General features: G+C 33.8%; 19 protein-coding genes. All 19 read right to left on the bottom strand.

The window, feature by feature from the left end; all coding sequences use genetic code 11:
• The coding region (locus ACWITO_RS01665; protein WP_448528276.1) for a CmcI family methyltransferase at positions 1-401 on the bottom strand (401 nt) is incomplete at its 3' end.
• Complete coding sequence (locus ACWITO_RS01660; RefSeq protein ID WP_448528275.1) at positions 402-1319, bottom strand: hypothetical protein; 918 nt, start codon at positions 1317-1319, stop codon at positions 402-404. It lies immediately after the preceding gene.
• Positions 1276-2286 carry a hypothetical protein gene (locus ACWITO_RS01655; protein WP_448528274.1) on the bottom strand — a complete coding sequence of 337 codons (1011 nt, stop codon included), beginning with the start codon at positions 2284-2286 and terminating at the stop codon, positions 1276-1278. Before ACWITO_RS01655 ends, ACWITO_RS01660 begins: the two co-directional genes overlap by 44 nt.
• Positions 2276-3172: an FkbM family methyltransferase gene (locus ACWITO_RS01650; RefSeq protein ID WP_448528273.1), complete on the bottom strand. Its 897-nt coding sequence runs from the start codon at positions 3170-3172 to the stop codon at positions 2276-2278. The genes ACWITO_RS01655 and ACWITO_RS01650 overlap by 11 nt, the downstream gene beginning before the upstream one ends.
• Complete coding sequence (locus ACWITO_RS01645; protein ID WP_448528272.1) at positions 3169-4107, bottom strand: glycosyltransferase family A protein; 939 nt, start codon at positions 4105-4107, stop codon at positions 3169-3171. The genes ACWITO_RS01650 and ACWITO_RS01645 overlap by 4 nt, the downstream gene beginning before the upstream one ends.
• Complete coding sequence (locus ACWITO_RS01640) at positions 4108-4914, bottom strand: glycosyltransferase family 2 protein (protein WP_448528271.1); 807 nt, start codon at positions 4912-4914, stop codon at positions 4108-4110.
• Complete coding sequence (locus ACWITO_RS01635) at positions 4901-6178, bottom strand: glycosyltransferase (RefSeq protein ID WP_448528270.1); 1278 nt, start codon at positions 6176-6178, stop codon at positions 4901-4903. The genes ACWITO_RS01640 and ACWITO_RS01635 overlap by 14 nt, the downstream gene beginning before the upstream one ends.
• 3 nt (positions 6179-6181) lie before the next feature.
• Positions 6182-7030 (bottom strand): class I SAM-dependent methyltransferase, encoded by an 849-nt coding sequence (locus ACWITO_RS01630; RefSeq protein WP_448528269.1) that lies wholly within the window; start codon positions 7028-7030, stop codon positions 6182-6184.
• Entirely contained in the window at positions 7027-9057 is a 2031-nt protein-coding gene (locus tag ACWITO_RS01625; RefSeq protein ID WP_448528268.1) for a methyltransferase domain-containing protein, read from the bottom strand. The genes ACWITO_RS01630 and ACWITO_RS01625 overlap by 4 nt, the downstream gene beginning before the upstream one ends.
• Complete coding sequence (locus ACWITO_RS01620) at positions 9041-10300, bottom strand: ABC transporter ATP-binding protein (RefSeq protein WP_448528267.1); 1260 nt, start codon at positions 10298-10300, stop codon at positions 9041-9043. The genes ACWITO_RS01625 and ACWITO_RS01620 overlap by 17 nt, the downstream gene beginning before the upstream one ends.
• Positions 10301-10341: 41 nt before the next feature.
• Entirely contained in the window at positions 10342-10602 is a 261-nt protein-coding gene (locus tag ACWITO_RS01615) for a hypothetical protein (protein WP_448528266.1), read from the bottom strand.
• 11 nt (positions 10603-10613) lie between these two features.
• Positions 10614-11687 carry a Gfo/Idh/MocA family protein gene (locus ACWITO_RS01610; RefSeq protein WP_448528265.1) on the bottom strand — a complete coding sequence of 358 codons (1074 nt, stop codon included), beginning with the start codon at positions 11685-11687 and terminating at the stop codon, positions 10614-10616.
• 3 nt (positions 11688-11690) lie between these two features.
• Positions 11691-12698 (bottom strand): hypothetical protein, encoded by a 1008-nt coding sequence (locus ACWITO_RS01605; RefSeq protein WP_448528264.1) that lies wholly within the window; start codon positions 12696-12698, stop codon positions 11691-11693.
• A gap of 3 nt (positions 12699-12701) precedes the next feature.
• On the bottom strand, positions 12702-13955 hold the full coding sequence (locus ACWITO_RS01600; RefSeq protein ID WP_448528263.1) for an N-acetyl sugar amidotransferase: 1254 nt from the start codon (positions 13953-13955) through the stop codon (positions 12702-12704).
• A complete protein-coding gene (gene hisF, locus ACWITO_RS01595; protein ID WP_448528262.1) occupies positions 13955-14824 on the bottom strand; it encodes an imidazole glycerol phosphate synthase subunit HisF in 870 nt (289 codons plus the stop codon). Before hisF ends, ACWITO_RS01600 begins: the two co-directional genes overlap by 1 nt.
• A 3-nt stretch (positions 14825-14827) precedes the next feature.
• Positions 14828-15457 (bottom strand): imidazole glycerol phosphate synthase subunit HisH, encoded by a 630-nt coding sequence (gene hisH, locus ACWITO_RS01590; protein ID WP_448528261.1) that lies wholly within the window; start codon positions 15455-15457, stop codon positions 14828-14830.
• The gene (locus tag ACWITO_RS01585; protein ID WP_448528260.1) at positions 15447-16583 is read right to left on the bottom strand and encodes an N-acetyl sugar amidotransferase; all 1137 of its coding nucleotides are present in this window, start codon (positions 16581-16583) and stop codon (positions 15447-15449) included. The genes hisH and ACWITO_RS01585 overlap by 11 nt, the downstream gene beginning before the upstream one ends.
• Positions 16580-17590: a class I SAM-dependent methyltransferase gene (locus ACWITO_RS01580; RefSeq protein WP_448528259.1), complete on the bottom strand. Its 1011-nt coding sequence runs from the start codon at positions 17588-17590 to the stop codon at positions 16580-16582. The genes ACWITO_RS01585 and ACWITO_RS01580 overlap by 4 nt, the downstream gene beginning before the upstream one ends.
• On the bottom strand, positions 17583-18281 hold the full coding sequence (gene pseF, locus ACWITO_RS01575) for a pseudaminic acid cytidylyltransferase (RefSeq protein ID WP_448528258.1): 699 nt from the start codon (positions 18279-18281) through the stop codon (positions 17583-17585). The genes ACWITO_RS01580 and pseF overlap by 8 nt, the downstream gene beginning before the upstream one ends.

The raw sequence follows: 18281 nt of genomic DNA, 5'->3' as shown, positions 1-18281 counted from the left end.
CTATAAAGTATTATTTTCTGATTTTCACTTGCAAAAGAGTGGTAGAAATTTTCTTTATATTTGGGGTATCCTCCTCCGTATTTGCCGCCTGGTAAGTCAATAGATATAATGGTGGCATTTTTATCTGCTAATTTTGAAAATAAGAAAAGAGAACCTCCATTTGCAGTACCTATCTCTAATATACATTTTGGTCTTTGCTGTTCAATCAATTTGGTAAGATTTAAAATTTCTTCTGGTACTTGTTTTATCCAAAAGAAACGCTCCCATTTGGGGCTATAGATAAGTTCTACCAATTGTTCTGCATTTAGCCCTTCTGATTCTTTGGCAAGTAAAGGGGCGTATTTTTTCAGCTCTCTTGCGGCATTCCACTCGTGGAACTTATTTTTTAGTTGTTTAAACATTTACTTGAAAAGTTTATTCCAAACATACTTAACTCTTGCAATATTACGATTATTCTTCAAAAATAACTGAAATTTAGACAAAGGAAAAGGATAATTTTGAAAATTTTGAATGAGTTCTTGAATATTTTTGCCTTCAAAGAAAACTAATTTATTCCATTTTTCGGGCTGTAATGGGTGAAAATTGCGTATTTGAGCATAATTGCTTTCATCAATATTTTTCCAAAAATCAAAATATTTTGTTGTATCAAAGTCTGTTTTATGCCCCCAGTTAGAAATTTTTTGCCATACTTCTTCTTCACTTCTCGACCAAGTATCGTGTAACATATAAAAAGGGGCTATATGATTGAAATATCCATTTTTCCTGCCATATTCGTAATAAGGCTTATTGCTTGCTACTTGTATGAGGTCTAATTCGTTATTAGCTATAACCAAATAACCTCTTTCTGTCTTTTTGAATAGGTTAATCAAGCTAACATTTACATTTACAGCTTTTTGCTTCCAAGATAGTTGTTGCAGGTATTCTACAAATCCAGCAAAATCAATAAAATACTCATCTACATCTAACTGGATATGCCAGCCTCCTTCACCCATTGCCTTGGCAAGCAGGTTTCGTTCTCTCACTTCGCATTGCATAGGAGAAAGTGAAGGTACGTAGAAATCATCTTCATACAGCTGAATTTTCTTATCGGTATCAATTTGGTTAATAAAATTTTGAAAATCTGCTTCATCTATTTCAAAAGGATTACCACTCCAAGTGATGCGTTTTTTGTCAATTGCCAAATAAATAGCATCAGCCGCTTGATATACAAGTGGTAAAGCATTTTTTAATAAAATCCAATCGTATGAAATTAAGAACCCGACTTTTACAGAAACCTTATTTTGCATCGCCCAAAAGCATTCGTTTAGTATGATAAGCAATATCTTTGAAAAATGTAAAATCTTGCATAGGATTAGCCAGTAGTGTTTTCAGACTTTCTTTGTAACCTTGCCAAAAATGTTTTTCCTGAAAGGCGATCATTGCATTGTAGCGATGCATATACTCGTGATTAGGTATCTTTTTGAGCAGATATTTTGCCCACTCTTCTGTCAATGATTTTTTTTCTTCCAAAGATAAGTTAGCAAAGCTATCATTAAGTTTTTTGGCTAAAAATTCATCTACGATTTTCTTTTCAATTCTATGCCAATAATGGCGATTGTATTTTTCACAATCTATAAGCTTTGAGCGAGTTTGCAAAAAGTAAGAAAAGGCGTACTGCTCGCAAGCGTGATTTTTTGTGGGTGCATAGAGTTGGTCTGTCAATTCGTATACTGCTTTAAGCCAATGAAAATTATTTTTGTGCAGTCCGATAATTCCTGCATTCCAAGAGGCAAAACTTTCGGGGGGTATGGCTGTTTCTTTGTTCTGAATAATAAACTTGTGCTGTGAAAGTAAATCATAGACGGCTCTGAAATGGTCTTTATCATTAGTGGGATAAGTTCCTAAAAAACTCATCTGATACTCAAACTTGTGCATTATTGACGTTTGAGGCTCTATTTTACTAATAATTTCTGAGAAATCTTGGTAGAAAAAAGTGTCTGAATCAATGTAGAAAATATTGTTTTGGGGATACTGTAGGGTGGCATTTTCAATAACTCCAATTTTTACTCTATGAATAAGGTCATCATCTCCCATCATTTCCTGAATTTTCTCTTGACTTAGCAAATGGTATTCTACAAGAGAACTTTCAGAAAGAAACTTTTGATAGTAGTTTATCTGGTCGGTATATATGAGTATTTTATCATCTATTTGTACAGGATAGTAGCATAATAAACTTAAAACTGAAAATATAGTTCGGTTGTGTAAAAAATCTTTCCCCGAAGAGAAATAAACAAAACTAGTAGCCATTTTCTTTTGTCTTATTAAAAGCTAAAATTGCAGAGGGTTGCCCTTCAATTTGAGTTAAAAAAGCATTAAAGTTAAAATTTTGTAAAGTGCTTATAATCTGTTCATCGCTGATATGTTCTTGATGTACTTCCATTATGATACTTTGTGTTTGGGGCAGAAACGCTTGCAAGTGCTTTTGGTCTGTAAAGATTGTTTTTTCTGCTCCTTCAATGTCTATTTTTAGAATATCAATTTGTTTTTCTTTGGCTAATTCAGGTATTGTGCAGGTAGGTACTTTATCAATAATTTCGTGTGTGATACCCTCTGCAATGACGTGAAAGCCGTCATTAGAAAAGTCTATCCTTCTCAATTCCAACTCAGTAGTGGTATTCCACAATGCTTTACGAATACATACAACTTGTTTTTGCAGTTTGTTCAGTATTATATTTTTTTCTAATAGTTCAAAGTTGGTTTTTTCAGGCTCAATGCAAATGATTTGGGATTTAGGAAAATAACTATGTAGATATAGAGTAGCACAACCAATATTAGCACCCGCATCTATGATGAATTTTACTTCAGTCTTTTTTTCTTGAATTTGTGTGATGAATTTTTGGTAGTCATCAAAAATAAAAAATCCTTCAAAAACCAACAAATCACGTGTATATTTTCTAACTAAAATACTCAAATTCTTATCTTTACCAATCCCTGCTACTTTGATAAGTTCCTTGCCTTCTAAGGTGAGTTTGTAACCCTTATCGGCACAGGCAATTGCAAAAATAAGCAACCGTTGGAGTTGAATATTTTTCTGAGCAAGTTTTTTGGTGACGAAAAAGTGGTATAATGCATAAACAAGTTCAGTGAAATAAAATATTCTCCAAATACTTTGTAACCTGTGAATCAAACTCATAAAACATTGCTTTTTTTAAAAACTTTTATTTTAAGCCAGTAAATAAAACCTTTAATAAATTCAAAAGAGTTGTATCTGTATAAAAAAATATTTCTAAACAGATTTACAAGTGCAATCCAAATACTGCCACACTGTAAGTGTAACATAGATGTATTACCAGTTATTTTACCTAAAATTTCACAATATTTTTCTTTACTGATTTCTCTTCTTTTCAGAAATTTGGAAAGAAACTTTTTTCTTATATCATACAGATAATGCAACTTGTATGCAGTTTTTCTACAACTGTTATTATACACAATACTAACAGAGTCTTGCAAGCGAACTCTATATTTGAACAATTTTTGGTCAATAAAATAAAATTGCTTATTTGTCAATAATGCAATTTTGAGCCAAAACTCCCAGTCCTCGTGTCCAATTAAAATTTTACTTTCATTTAATCCTCCAACTTTAGACCATATATCTTTACGAAACATAGCACACATATCAATAAAATTTGCTTCTGCTAACGATAGTAAACTTTGATTTTGCCAAGTTTGACTATCGGAATTTATATCACCAAAATATTCAGGAGCGGCATAAACTACACCTATTTGCTCATTTTTATCTAATATTTCTTTTCCGATGACTAAGTAATCCATCAAAATTAAATTGTCACTATCTAATGTAAAAATATACTTTCCAACAGAATGTTTTATTCCGTAATTTCTTGCAGAAGCTGGTCCTCCGTTAGTTTTATGTAAAACTAGAAATTTAGCAGATAAATCATTTAATATTTTTATTGTTTCAACGTCGCTACTTCCGTCGTTAATTATGATTATTTCTGTATGGTTCATTATTGGGTGAGAAGTATCTATACTTTTCAGAGTTTCTAAAAGAAAATTCCCACTATTAAAGCAAGGAATAATTATAGATATTTCTATGTTTTCTTGCCTCATTTACTTACCATTTTTAAGGAAGGAATACATACGTTTAATATAATACAAAGTTTGTTTAGGCAATTGATTTTTGTACTTTGAAAGATAAAATATTGTTTTGACAATAGTTGGGGCATTTTGTAAATGCTTATGAGCCACTTTTTGCCATTCAGGTCTAAATTTCTCAAAACCATCGGAAGTGCCCGTTTTGGAAGTAGAATGAACTCTATAGTAAGATAGTAATTTTTCTGTACAATAAAAAGTGTATTTATTGGAAATAGTCAGCCATAAATCATAGTCCATTGCATAATGAAGATTTTCATCAAATTTACCAAGCTCTTGGAAAGCTCTTCTAGAAAAGAATATTGATGGTTGTGGAGGACAGAAATCTATCTCCCAATAACGCAGCAATGAAGAAAGGTTAATATCTTTACTCATCAAATATTTTTTCTCTCCAAGATTTGTAATCATACAGCAAGCCCCACATAAAACATCTATATTTTTAGAAAGAAATTGATTAGAAACATAAGATAATGTGTCCTTTTCATAAAAATCATCAGAATTTAACCAAGCTAAAATAGAACCACTTGCTTTTGCAATACCTTTATTTAAAGCGTGGCTTTGCCCTTTATCTTTTTCACTAACCCAATAAGTCAAATATTTTTCATATTTTTTTATGATTTCCACGGAGTTATCCGTACTGCCTCCATCAATAATAATATATTCTAAGTTTGGGTAGTTTTGTCCAATTACAGATAAAATTGTTTCTTCTAAATATTGCCCCTGATTGTAGCTAGGAGTTATAATGGATATTTTAGGCATTTCCATAAAGTACAAAGTGATAAAGTTTCTTATATGCTTCTGCCTGTTTGTTTAAGCTAAATTTTTGTATTGCATCATTGCTTATCAGGTATCTATTCAAACTATTGAGATTTTCAAGTGTCCAACCAATGGCTTCATATAAATTCTGCACTGAAATCTCTTCACAAAGGTAACCATTTTTTCCATTTTCTACAACATCACATATTCCTCCCGTGGGAAAACCCACAACAGGTGTTCCACAAAGCAGGGATTCAATCATAGTATTGGGCAAATTGTCCTCTAATGAAGGAATAACAAATACATCGGCGGCAGAATAAGCCATAGCCATCAGTCGTTCATCTACAATTTTTCCGAGTTCTATGAGATTTTCTTTTTGTTCAAGTTGGGTTTTAGAACCGATAGCACACAAGCAAACTTCTGGGTTTTGTAATTGTTCTAAGGCTTTTTTTAGGAATGCGAAGCCTTTACGGGTACTTTCAACACTATCAGCTACAAAAAGGATAATTTTCTTTTCCAAAGGCAAGCCTAATATTTCTCGGCATACTTTTTTGTCAAGAGGTCTGAAAATATCCGTAGGAAAGCCATACGGAATATGATAGTGTGGATACTGGGCAAAGAGTTCGCTATTTTTTGAACTTTCTAAAAGCCATTTTGAGGGCGATACAATATGTAAATTTTTAACGTTTTGCAAGCACTTTTTTTTGTAGATGAGCCAATACGCACTTTCTTGGAGTTCTAAGTCAGTATATTTTCTTGGTATCGGATAGCCGTTTTCATCAATGCCTATAAATCGTTCTGCGTAATGTTCTATGCCTAAGAAAGGGTTTTGGTCGTGCAAAGTCCAGACTATGGGTTTGGTGTTTTGGGCAAAAAAGGTTTTCCAATCCAAAAAATTGGCTACCCAATGCAGATTAATGATGTCTGCTTCGTAGTAGAGTGGGTTTTGGGTGATGTCTGATGTAGAAATAGGAAAGTTAAATGCCTCTAAACCCTTACGTTCCTTTTGCAACTGAATAACTCGTTTTTCTTGTGCGTTATACAAGGGTAGAATCTTCAGTTCTTTGGCTATTCTAATGACTTTATTTTTTAGTTTTTTCCCAAAGCTATGCTCGGTAGTATCTTGAAAAACAAATGTATTTTCAACATTTTGTGTTTTTTGATTGAGAAGGACTTTTGAAGAAAGATTAGTTTTGAGTAGTCCTAAATGCAATCTAATGCATGACTTGGCGGCACCGCCAAAATCGTAAGTATTGATGTGTAAGATTTTCATAGTTTATTTGTTAGCTTCTATAAAAAGCGAGTCGGGTTTAAAAATAACGCCATTTTTGCTTTCCAATTCATAGCTGTTCCATTGGGGTATATTGCTTTCAAAAGCCGTTTTGATTTGAATATTATCAAACCCAACTTCCTTTAATAACTTACTCAAAGAGTATCTATCGTACATCCATTGGTGTATTTCGCCCCCCAGACGAAATTGCCCTAAATAGGTATATTTCAAATTTTCTTGATAAAATTGTACCTCATTTTTTAGCAGGATATTTTTGAGTAAGGTTTTCGCTTTACTTAATGTTTTTCGTATAAAGCTCCTATTATCTTTGGCAGCGGGCTGAGGATTAGTGGGATTTTTTAAGCTATCCAAATACATTTTTCGCAATAAACGTCCTTCCTCGCCTATTCGCTCAAAAACATAGCTTTCGTTAGGAATTTCAGGTTGAAATATGTATTTAGCCATATCGCCACCGCTTTGAGTTCTAACGGTTTGGTCATATAGCTCAAGCATTATCCATTCGTAGTTATGCTCTGCTTGCTTGTTGCCTTGCAAGGCTAATTCTAAATTTTTTAGATATTCTCTTACTATTCTTTCTAAATCAGGAATGGCTATGCGTATTATTCCTGCGGGTTTTAATACTCTGTAACATTCTGCTAAAAACTTTTTGCCATCGGTTTTGGTAAAATGTTCTAAAACGTGAGAATGATACACTACCTCAAAACTTTCATTGGGAAAAGGAATACCATTCAGTAGGTTGTGTGCCTGCACATAAGGGCTTTGGCTTACAAAGTCTATATTTGTCCATTCGGGGTGAAAGCGTTGCCCACAGCCAAGATTGAGGTAGGATTTCATAGTTTTATATACTCCGCAATAATTGTAAAGTTTTCTATTTGTGGCATAGCCCGATAAATTCTTTTTCTGACTTTATATTTAAAAAATTTGAAGTATAATCTGCCAATAATTCCATATTTTTCTCTGTAATACTTGTACTGCTCGTAAAGTAAATTATTTATTATAGAGTTAAAGTATGATTTATGATATTCTTGCAGAGGTTCTAAATAAATACTTTTTACTTCTAATCCAAAAAAAGGAGCAATATTTTTCAGTGCTGTTTCGTCCCATAATCCCATATGGTGTGGAGGCATATTTAACGGATTATTCTCGTCTAATCCCAAAAAAGATGCATTATTAGGAACACTAATGAATAAACTGCCTCCCTTTTTCAAGGACTTAACTGAGGCTTCCAATACTTCTCCAATATTAGGTATATGCTCCATAACTTGGAAAGAGCAAACTATATCATAATAATTTTCAAATTTTAGCGAATGTTCTTGTATAGTTTCAGCAAGCACATTTAGTTCTCTCTCTTGTGCTTCTTGCTTTGCTTTTTTATTTAATTCTAACCCTACACATTTGTAACCTTCTTGCGAGAGTCTTTCAATAAAAGAACCTTTTGCACAGCCAATTTCCAATATTTTCAATTCATCGCCAAGTTCATTTATTCTATCTCTGACTTTTTGATGTTCCCACTTCCAAGGCATATAATACCAATCATATTGTTGCAAGAACTCATAAAAACTTCCATCACCGGCAATGTCAAAAGGATATAAAAACCTATATCCAGTAGTATTACATTTTAGAATAAATGTTTCGGTTTCTTTGAAGTATGTATTTACTGATAAATTGAAAATTTTGTGATAAAGGTTTATTATCGTGCTATTTTCAATAGTTTTTACTAAACTCACTTCTCCATTGCTTATGATAGGATTAGGTACTTGTACCATATTGGATTTTTCAAACTTTAATAAAGTTTTGTTATCAGCAATTTCATTCACATTTTCGTATAGTTTTTTCATGATTTCCACCGCATAGGTCATATAGTTTTGATATATTCGCCTAAAATATTTACGAATAATATATTCATCTATTCCCTGCTCTGTAGTAATATTGTGTAAGTATTTAATATACAAATAAGTTCCAGAGGCTAGGGTAATTACACTTTTGAAATCAAGTATTTTTATTACAAGTTCTGATGGAATTACGGATATGTCTTCATCAAAAACAACAGAGCCAATGCCTAATTCTTTTTCTAATTTTTCAGAAAGCAAATAAGACTGGTTTAAGGTTTGTCTTGGGTGTGCTTTAATGTAAACTACCGTTTCAGAAGAAATATATTTACTTAAAACATCTAAATAATACTGAATTTCAAGTTCAAGACTACTTATTAGTCCAGACTCCGTATGATTATTGGTTAAAATGAGTATATTATTTTGATTAGATTTCTTTTTTATTTCAAGATACTTCTGTAATTTTTTATTTACATACTCTTCTACTTGTAGGTGATTATGAGCTATATTTTTTTTGTCAATTAGGCTAAAAGTTTTATAAGGAGGTATTGGCTTAAATTCAATAGGAACTGAAAGAGAGATTTGATATTTATGAGCGACTTGTTCTGGTATGTTACTATCAAAATAACCTAAATCTCCATAAATACATACATCAGCATCAGGGTAAGTCTTTAATAATAACTCGTTGGTTGCTTGAAAATTTCTAACAATGTATATTTTATGAGCTTGCTTAATCTTTGTTTTTGATAAAATATAACTGATGGCTTCTTGTGTTGGAAGTTTGATAAAGTCTTCTTCATCATTCAATTGAATGACACTATGCCAATTATGTATAATATTGGCTATTTCAGTACAAGTTTTTTCAAAAATAGATAGTTTAGTTGGATTATTATAGACACAGAATTGAGCTAAAATTAAATAGTCTTCGAATTTTTCATTTTCTAATGTTTCTTGTTTCAGTAAAGCAACTACTTCTAATAAATGACTTATACCCGGAACAACAACCAATCTCTTTTTAGTAACTCCATTCATACGGCAATAATATTGGGCTTGATTGGGTTGCGATAATGTCGGCATAGTCCGAATTACCTTCAACTTTATTGTTAATATTAAAAAAAGCAACTTCTTTGGATTTGGTAAGGAAAGTGCGAGCATCATTGGCTCTTGCTCCTACCCAGATACTATATGTTTGAGGCAGAAGTGGTAGTTCCTTAAAAGTACATCTGATAACACCTTCTCCCTGAATTTTTTGGGGGCATTGTCCATCTATAAACATATTGGCTCCGAATAAAGAGCCGTATTGGCTTTCTACACCTATCCAAAAGAAAGGTCTTTCAAAAAGGTTTTTTGCAAAATATTTTATTTCTACGGTCAGGCTTTCGCCCGTTTTGAAGTCTTGCGTTGCTTCCCCTTTGCTATTAAAAAGTGTAACTTCTTGAATAATTACTTGTTCGTCTTTCCCTTCTTGTCCTATCTGAAATTTTCCTGTGGGATTGATAAGATATTGAGATATTACTTTTTCAACTTCTCCAATGAAATCTAATTTCCCATTTTTCATTAGTAGGGCTTTGGTACATAATCCACGAACCGCCCCCATATTATGACTTACAAACAGCACCGTTCTGCCTTCGCCGCTTACGTCTTTCATTTTGCCAAGGCACTTTTTCTGAAATTCGGCATCACCTACGGCAAGCACCTCGTCTATGATTAAAATTTCAGGTTCAAGGTGGGCAGCAACAGCAAAAGCCAAACGCACATACATTCCCGAGCTATATCTTTTTACAGGCGTATCAATGTATTTACCAATTCCTGAAAACTCTACAATCTCATCAAACTTTTTCCGAATATCGTTTTTTGTCATTCCTAAAATAGCACCATTCAGAAAGATGTTCTCTCTGCCTGTAAGCTCGGGGTGAAATCCTGTACCTACTTCTAAAAGACTTGCTACTCTGCCTTTGGCATAAATTTTACCTTGGGTAGGGCTGGTTACTTTGGAGAGTATTTTGAGCAAAGTAGATTTTCCTGCTCCATTTTTACCAATAATTCCTAATACTTCTCCTTGCTTTACTTCAAAGTTGATGTCTTGCAAAGCCCAAACATATTCCCCTTGGATAGTTGCTCTATCATTGGTTTCTCCAATTTTTCCCAAAGTATCCTCTTTGCCTTTTATTTTTGCCCAAAGTCGGTTCAAGTCTTCGCGTAGCGAGCCTGCTCCTGTAACCCCCAAACGATACTGCTTCCAAAGATTTTCTACTCTTAATACAATATTTGACATTTTTATACCAAACTTTACAGGATTATGAGATTACTACTCAATTATTCATCTTTTACAAATAATAAATGTTTTTTTATTCGCTCTAGTTCATCAGGCTGAAAGCAATCCTTATACAGCATTTCAAATCTATGGGCAATAATTTCCCTGTGAGAGAAATGAGGATTTTGCCCTTTGATTAAATTGTAAGCCATTTGCAAACTCAATTCTATCATTTCCATAGTCATTTGTAATTTTTCGGCATCGCTTTTTTGAGCAATAATTTCAAACTGCTTCTGACGAATAAAATCGGGAGTGTCTTGCATATATTAGAAATTTATGCACTCAAACCATTAAATTTGCCAGTTATTACTCTCTCTTCGTCTATTTCTTGTGGCGAAATAATACTTCCCTTTCTCATAATTGATTCAGCTATGCCAAAAATGATTTCATTTCCTTTCAGAATTTCATCGTAGGTAAAGATATTAAATTTTGTCTTATCAGTCAAGCTACTCACGAGAGCATTAAAAATGTATTCTGCTCCGCTGATACTTTTTTCTAAAAAAATACGCTCTCTTTCGTGAAAATAATAAGGATTTTCGCCTTTTTTTTCAATATCCAAGCAATAGCCATCACCTATGATAGTAATAATAGCTTCCGATAAAAATAGCCTGATGTTATATCCTTTTCCAGCAACAAAGGAAGCTGATACTCCATTTTGAAACTCAATATAAGCAGACTTTACATTCAAATCGTCATCTATAAATTTATCATTTTGTATGTTGTTGTAGTAGCCATTAGCTTGTATGCTATGGATAGCTGTATTATTTCCTGCATAATACACAATCATATCCGCTGAATGGGGGTGATTCCACATCAGAGTATTTACACCATACTCTATGGATATATGTTCTAAACTTCCATACTGACTGCTTTCTATAAGCTCTTTTGCTTTTCTATAAATAGCCATTCCCCGCCGAGTAGTACCTAAGGCTAATTTCACATTTTTTTCTTTGGCTATTGCCAGCACTTCTTTGCAGTCTTTAAGACTTTGAACAAAAGGCTTTTCTGCATAAATTCCCGCTATACCTTTCTGAATAGCATACTTTATAATATCGGCTCTGACATCACTTCGGGTAGCAATAGAAATAAATTCAAAGGAATGACTATCCAACATTTTTTTATAATCATCGTAAGTATGCTGAACTTCATACATTTGAGAGAAATGCTTAAGTCGTTCTTTGTTTTTATCGCATAAAGCTATAAAATTTAATCTATCAGATAATTTGAGAGCTACTTCGGCGTGGCTTACAGGTAACCAATCATTGATATTTTTCATATAATGCTCTATTCTTGTGGAAGGTTCTGCTCCCATTCTCCCTAATCCTATTAAGCCGTAATTTAATTTCATTTCTTACCAAATTAAAAGTGTTGAATACATCTGCTTGGTTCTTTGCTCTGCGTATTTTTCATACTGGTTTTCTAATTTATCGTAAGATATTTTTTCTGAACAAATTTCCTCAACGTTTATTTTGCCTGTTTTTATTAAACGGATAATATATTGCAAGTTTCTCTCAATATTAAATCTTTGATGATAATAAGGCAGTGAATTTTCATCTAATACACTCAAGTATTTGATAGTAACACTTTTTACATATAACTCTTTGGGGTCAAGGGGATTAAATTGGGGTAAATCTTGCCCCCTGCCCGGAAAACCAAGATTTACAATCGTACCACCCTTATTAACAAGTTTTATGGCTAATTTCCAGTCTTCCCAAGTGTTTGAGGTGTTTATTACAATATCTAAACCTATGTTATTAGTTTCAAGATTTATTTTATCTAAACTTTCAATATTTTTGGGAAAGACCTGAACATTTGGAAAAGTTATATCAGACTGGTTGGAAAACACAAACACATTACAAGAAGCCAAGCAAGCCATTGTAGCTGTGGTATATCCAAGCGTTCCCATACCAATAATTCCTACATTATGCCCTGCTTTGGCAGAGGCAGTAAGTAGAGCGTGATAGCCTAAATGATAAAGATAAGCGAAAGTGAATTTTTGCACTGATGCCTCATCTATATTTTTTAGTAAAATGAAAAAATCATTTTCATTCAAAACAAAAGAATTCCTATGAGATTGAAAGGTTAAAATAAAATCTCCAATTTCTATGTTGTTAATATCTTTTCCTTTATGTACTACTTTGGCTAAATTACAATATCCGAGCAAGCGAGGATAGGCTTTTCCTTCTCTAAGAGGTTCTACTCCCAAATAAGCTGCTAATTCCGTACCCGTAGAAATAGCTGAAAAAAGAGTTTGAGCTACTATTTGTTTGGGGCTTAACTTATCGGTATCAATAAAGTCTGTTTTTAGTATTAACTTTTTAGGTGCTTCTAAAATATATGTTTTTTGCTCAATTTGCATAAATTACTTTCCTTTACCGATAATGATATATTTATTTTTGTGGTCTGAGCTGTGTTTTTCTCTTGTAAGTACAAAATTAGTATTTTTTTCTTTTAATTCTAATCTGGCATTTTCAATGTGTTCGGGAGTAGGTTGTTCAAAAACCTCTTTTTTGAAACGCCATTGCCAATTTTCATCTCTTTCCCAAAAAATAGGGTTGCGGTACTGGTCTAGAATATAATAAAAACTATTTTTCGTAATGCCTAACCAATTCAAAAAAAGTTCCAAATTTTCAGGTTCTTTGTACTGGTATTGTTCTACTAAAGCTAAACCTTCTTCTCTTGTCATTCTGCGAAGCCTAATTTCTCGGCAAGCGTGGTCGGTTACTTTGCCATAGCCGTGCTTTACAAATTTAATAAAATCGTGAACATCAGAATAGTTCCAACAATCTACATCATTGTAAGTATCAAAAGTTCGGGTTTGTTTATGTGTTTCGTAGTCGTATAGTTCAATCATTTTTTCGTGCTGGGCTTTGGTGTCCCAACGAATGTAATTGTTTAGATAAATTCCCCTTACACCAACTTGCTCCAATTCTTTATCATCGGGGTACATAAAAGGTTTGATGTCCTCTTCGGTAATTTCATCAAAATCATCAATCAAGTCCTCTGCTTCAAGCCCCATTAGGTCGTGTTCTTTTCTGTATTTTCTGGTCATTTCTACTTCATCAAGATGCGAAAACATACCCACTTGGTCAATCCCTTGATGAGCCCCCCAAATAATCAAAGGGATTTTGAATTTTACTGCAATTTGTACAGGAAAAACCGTTTGCCCTGCCAAACAATGCCAATAGATACTGCCCAAGCGTCTGAAAGTAGCTCTTGTGATTTTCTTTAAGGTTTCAGGATTTACTGAAAGAGTCATTATATCGCAATCAAACTGAATACGAAGATTAGCCAAGTTACGCACCCCGACATCGGTATTGTATTGCTTATTGTAGGTAACCAGCAGCGGGTTCATACCAAATACATTTTTGATGGTATGCACAATAAAATAACTATCTCTTGCACCACTCACAGGAATAATGCAGTCGTAATTATTACCCGATTGGTTGCGATAGTTTTCAAGAATACTCCTCAGTTTTTCGGCACGCTCTTGCCAATTCAAAATATCTTTTTCTTCGTGAACACGACAGCCACTGCATACTCCTTCCTTATCAAAAGTAAGATACAAAGGGTGCTTTTCGTGATAAAGACAACGACTGCAAACTTTTATTTTCATCAAATAATTTCTTTTTCTATTTTTACAAAAAGCAAATGCTCTAAAATATCATCTTCTTTTTTCAAAAGTCTTCCTTCCTCATCAATAGGATTATCTTGATAGTTAGCATTAGTTTCCAACCGAACCCAAGCCTGAACTCGGTTGATTTGTGCTTTACAAATATTGACACTATGCTCGGTAAAATGGAAAAAATTACCTGCCGCTCCTGCATCTACTTGGGTTTCTTTGAATAGTTCTATAAAGCTATGAGCATTTTTGGCTCCACCCAAGGCAATCATTGGAATAGAGGTAAAGTTTTGTATAGCTTTGAGGGCTTCTATATCAAATCCTTGATAAGAGCCGTCTCTATCAACACTATTGATAAGCAACTCACCTGCTCCCAAAGTTTCTATGTGGCTTACCCATTCTTGCAAAGTATATGGCAAATATTTTTGTGTAAGATAATGGTAAGGCTTATAGGTAGCCACATCTTTTTTTATATCCAAAGAGGCAATAAGGCATTGATTACCAAAATTTTCTGCAATGCTTTTTACTACATCAGGATTTTGCAAAAGTAAATGATTAACTATCACTTTATCAGCTCCCGATTGTGTGAGTTTTCTTACATCTTCCAAAGAACTAATACCTCCACCCACAGCCAAAGGTACAAAACATTTTTTAGCAACTTTTTTAATGAGTTCAAAGTTAGGTTTTTTCCCTTTTGCGGTAGCCGATATATCGTTGTAAGCAATTTCGTCTATACCCCATTTGTTGAGAAACTCAACGGCTATTTCAGGCTTGCCAATAGGCAAGTATTTCTGAAAACCTACGCTTTGTACTACAATATCATCTTTTACGGTAAGTACCGCTATAATTCGTCTTTTTAGCATTTCCTATGAATTTTCTATAAAGGCTCTAAACAAGCGTAATCCATTATTTTGGCTTTTCTCGGGGTGAAATTGTACGCCGAAAATATTGTTCTTTTGTACAGAAGCAACTAAGGATAAACCACCATAATTGCAAGTAGCAGAAACATATTTACTTTCGCACTCAAAATGATAGCTGTGGTCAAAATAGAAGTTTTTGCTATCTTTGAGTTTTGAATAAATTTTGCTATCTTGAACTATATTAAGGTCGTTCCAGCCTACGTGAGGCACGGTAGCTTTGGTTTTAGGAATAATTTTTTTGACAGCCCCTTCAATAAATCCTAATCCTTGATGAAAGCCATTTTCTTCAGAAGAGTTGGCTAATAATTGCATACCCAAGCAAATTCCTAAAAGAGGTTTTTGCTCTTGTAAGACCAATTCGGTAAGTATTTTATCCAAATTTTTACGAATAATAGACTTGATAGCGGCTTCAAAAGCCCCCACACCGGGCAATATAATGGCATCAGCTTTTTTGAGCTTTTCGTAGTCGGAGGTTACAAATACTTTGTAGCCTAAAAATTCAATGGCATTTAGTACAGAGTAAGTATTGCCCAAGTCGTAGTCTATGATAGCAACTTGCGTATGTTTATATTTCATAATCCTCTCCAACTTTAAATTTTCTCACCCACTTGCCTTCTGCATTTTTTTCAAACAAATCCTTATTGACAAATTTATCTATGATTTCCCAAAACTCTTGCTTGCTAATTTCAATATGGTTGCAAAACATTTCTATAAATTTATCATCACAAGTACCATCAAATTTTTCTGTGATTTTGATAGCCTCTTCGCGTGTTATTCTGCCGATGCGTATTTCTTCATTCATATAGTCGGTAGTTCTACCGAAACCATATTTAAGGTATTTTATCATCTGATTAAATGCTACATAGTTGTCATCAAGAGCAGTAACACCATAGGGTTCTCCTATTTCCCAAGGTTTATCAGTTCTTACGTCCAATCCTCTCAAAGATGAATAATTAGCATTATTCACCAAAGACCAATCTTTCCAATAGTACCCCAAATAAACTATCCGTAAATTAGCCCTTTGCATTTCTTCATCACTGGGATAAATATATTGCAAGATTTGGTTTCTTTTAATTTCTTCACTCAAAAGCCAAGTAATGTCCCCTCCTGCTAATGTATTCAAGTGCTTTAAGTTGTTTCCATCGCCTCCTGTTTTGCCTAATGCTCCCATATCACCCAATTGTAAAGCAGGATTTTCTCCCCACCAAATAAGTGGTATTTGATAAGCGATAGCCAATCTGGGAACGCTACTAAACAAAGCCAATTCGGCAGATTTTGCCCAATTACCAAACATTTGGAATCCCTTTTTGAGTAATTTTTTCCAAATCACAGGTGCGGGGTCAATCGTAACGCAGTCAAAACCTAAGCTAATGAGATTAGAAATATTATCTGCTCCTCTTTGCGTAATTTGTTCGGGTGGGTAAGCAAGACAAACTAAAAGCGGCTTCATTTTCAGCACATTCCGAACGTACAAAGCCTGTCTAGTACTATCTTTACCACCACTTACCCCAATAATACAATCGTAGCCTGAATGATTATTTTGTTTACCAAATGCTACAATCTCTTGAAGTTCGGCTTTACGCTCTTCCCAATCAACTTCTTTGAGCGTTTCAAAGTAATTACAAGCAGGACAAATACCAAACTCATCAAATTTGGTATTTGGTCTTTTATCGGTTTGAAGGCATTTCTTGCAGTATTTCATAATTTTCTTGCAACAATCCACATATTTGAAGACAAGCCATTATCAGCCAAAAATTCCTGAAATTTATCACCAAGGTTATCCCAATCTTCTATCAGAACCTTTTTTAAGAAAGGATTTTGGCTTACATCAAATTCTCCTTCCAATATTTTGTTTCTTACTAAATCTGCATCTAACTTACCGGGTGTCAAACTTTCTAAAACTTCAAATCCACAATTTTCTAAAAGCAAACTTAAAGATTGTGGATTAAAATAATTGAGATGTTCGTGGTCAAGACTATTACATTTTTCACCTAAAACCATAAAATCAAAGCCCTGACCATTGGGACAAGTAACAATAAAAAGTCCCCCTTTTTTAAGAAGCCTTCCGCAATTTATGATAAAGTTTTTGGGAGAAAATAAATGTTCTATTACTTCAAAATTTACTACTACATCAAACTTCTCTTCTTCTGAAAAATGAATATTCTCTATCATATCTTCTATGACCTCCAAACCTCGCTTTCTGCAAGTTTCAGCCAAATTAGGAGTAGGTTCTACGGCTACTATTCGCTGAAAGATATTTCTGCTTTTAGCTTCTAAACAATAAGTTCCAAAACCAGCTCCTACTTCCAATAAACTATTTGTTTCTACATTGTATTTTTGACAAAACATCAATGTCTTATCAACTCTTGGTACAAATATTTTTTTTCTTCTCACCTCTTCTGATGCAGGAAATATATATTCGTTCCAGTAGGCATAATTGACAGAATCTTTGTAAAAATATGAAAGAACTTCCTCTGTTGGGCGAGGATTAGTAAAAATTGTTTTGCATTTTCTACATTCTACAAAAGTAAGGCTATATTTGTTATATTTTTTTTGGTAATCTGTACTTTCACAAGCAGGGCAACTAACTTCTGTAAATTCATTTGCTTTGATTAGTAGCCTTCCTATGTCTATAGTGGCTGCGATAGCCTGTTTTCCCATCAGATTTTTTGGGCGAATATCATTTTCTTTGAAGCTGTCATTATTCATAAAAAGATGTTGTTAGGTTATACTTCAATTCAGCCAATTTCCAATCAGTTTCATTATCAATATCTTGCATTTCTAATTCTGAAATATGCAAAGGTACAGAAAAATCTGAAAATAATCTTTTGGTAGATAGAAACTTTGCTACTTGAAAAAAATAAAATTGCCCTACATCGTGATAGGCAGGGGGCAAATCTTGGGAACGCTTGTTCAAATTTTCAGGGAAGTTCATTTGCAACTTGCCATTTTCAATTTTTAGGCTTCGCCAAATAGGATAGCTAAATGTCGCCACAGGTACTACACTATCGGCATTGCTTTCGGTAAGTAACTGAAAGGCTTTTTGTAATTTTTCTGCCGTTACGAAGGGAGCAGTGGGGTACAGACAGCACGCATACTGAAAATTTTGTCCTAATTGGGCATAATTTTCCAAAACTTCTGTTAGCACATCGGCAGTGGTGGCAAAGTCATCAGAATTTTTGGCAGAACGCAAAAAAGGAACTTTCGCCCCGTATTTTTGGGCTACTTCGGCAATTTCGGTATCATCAGTAGAAACCATTACTTCCTGAAAGATACCACTTTGCAAACTAGCTTCAATAGAATAGGCTATGATAGGTTTGCCGAGAAAATCTTTGATATTTTTGCGAGGTATGCGTTTGCTGCCGCCACGAGCCGTAATAATGGCAATATTATTCATCAT

This window comes from Raineya sp. (assembly GCF_053497555.1).
The sequence above is the reverse complement of the archived record's forward strand: the minus strand, read 5'-3'. Positions and strand labels throughout refer to the sequence as shown.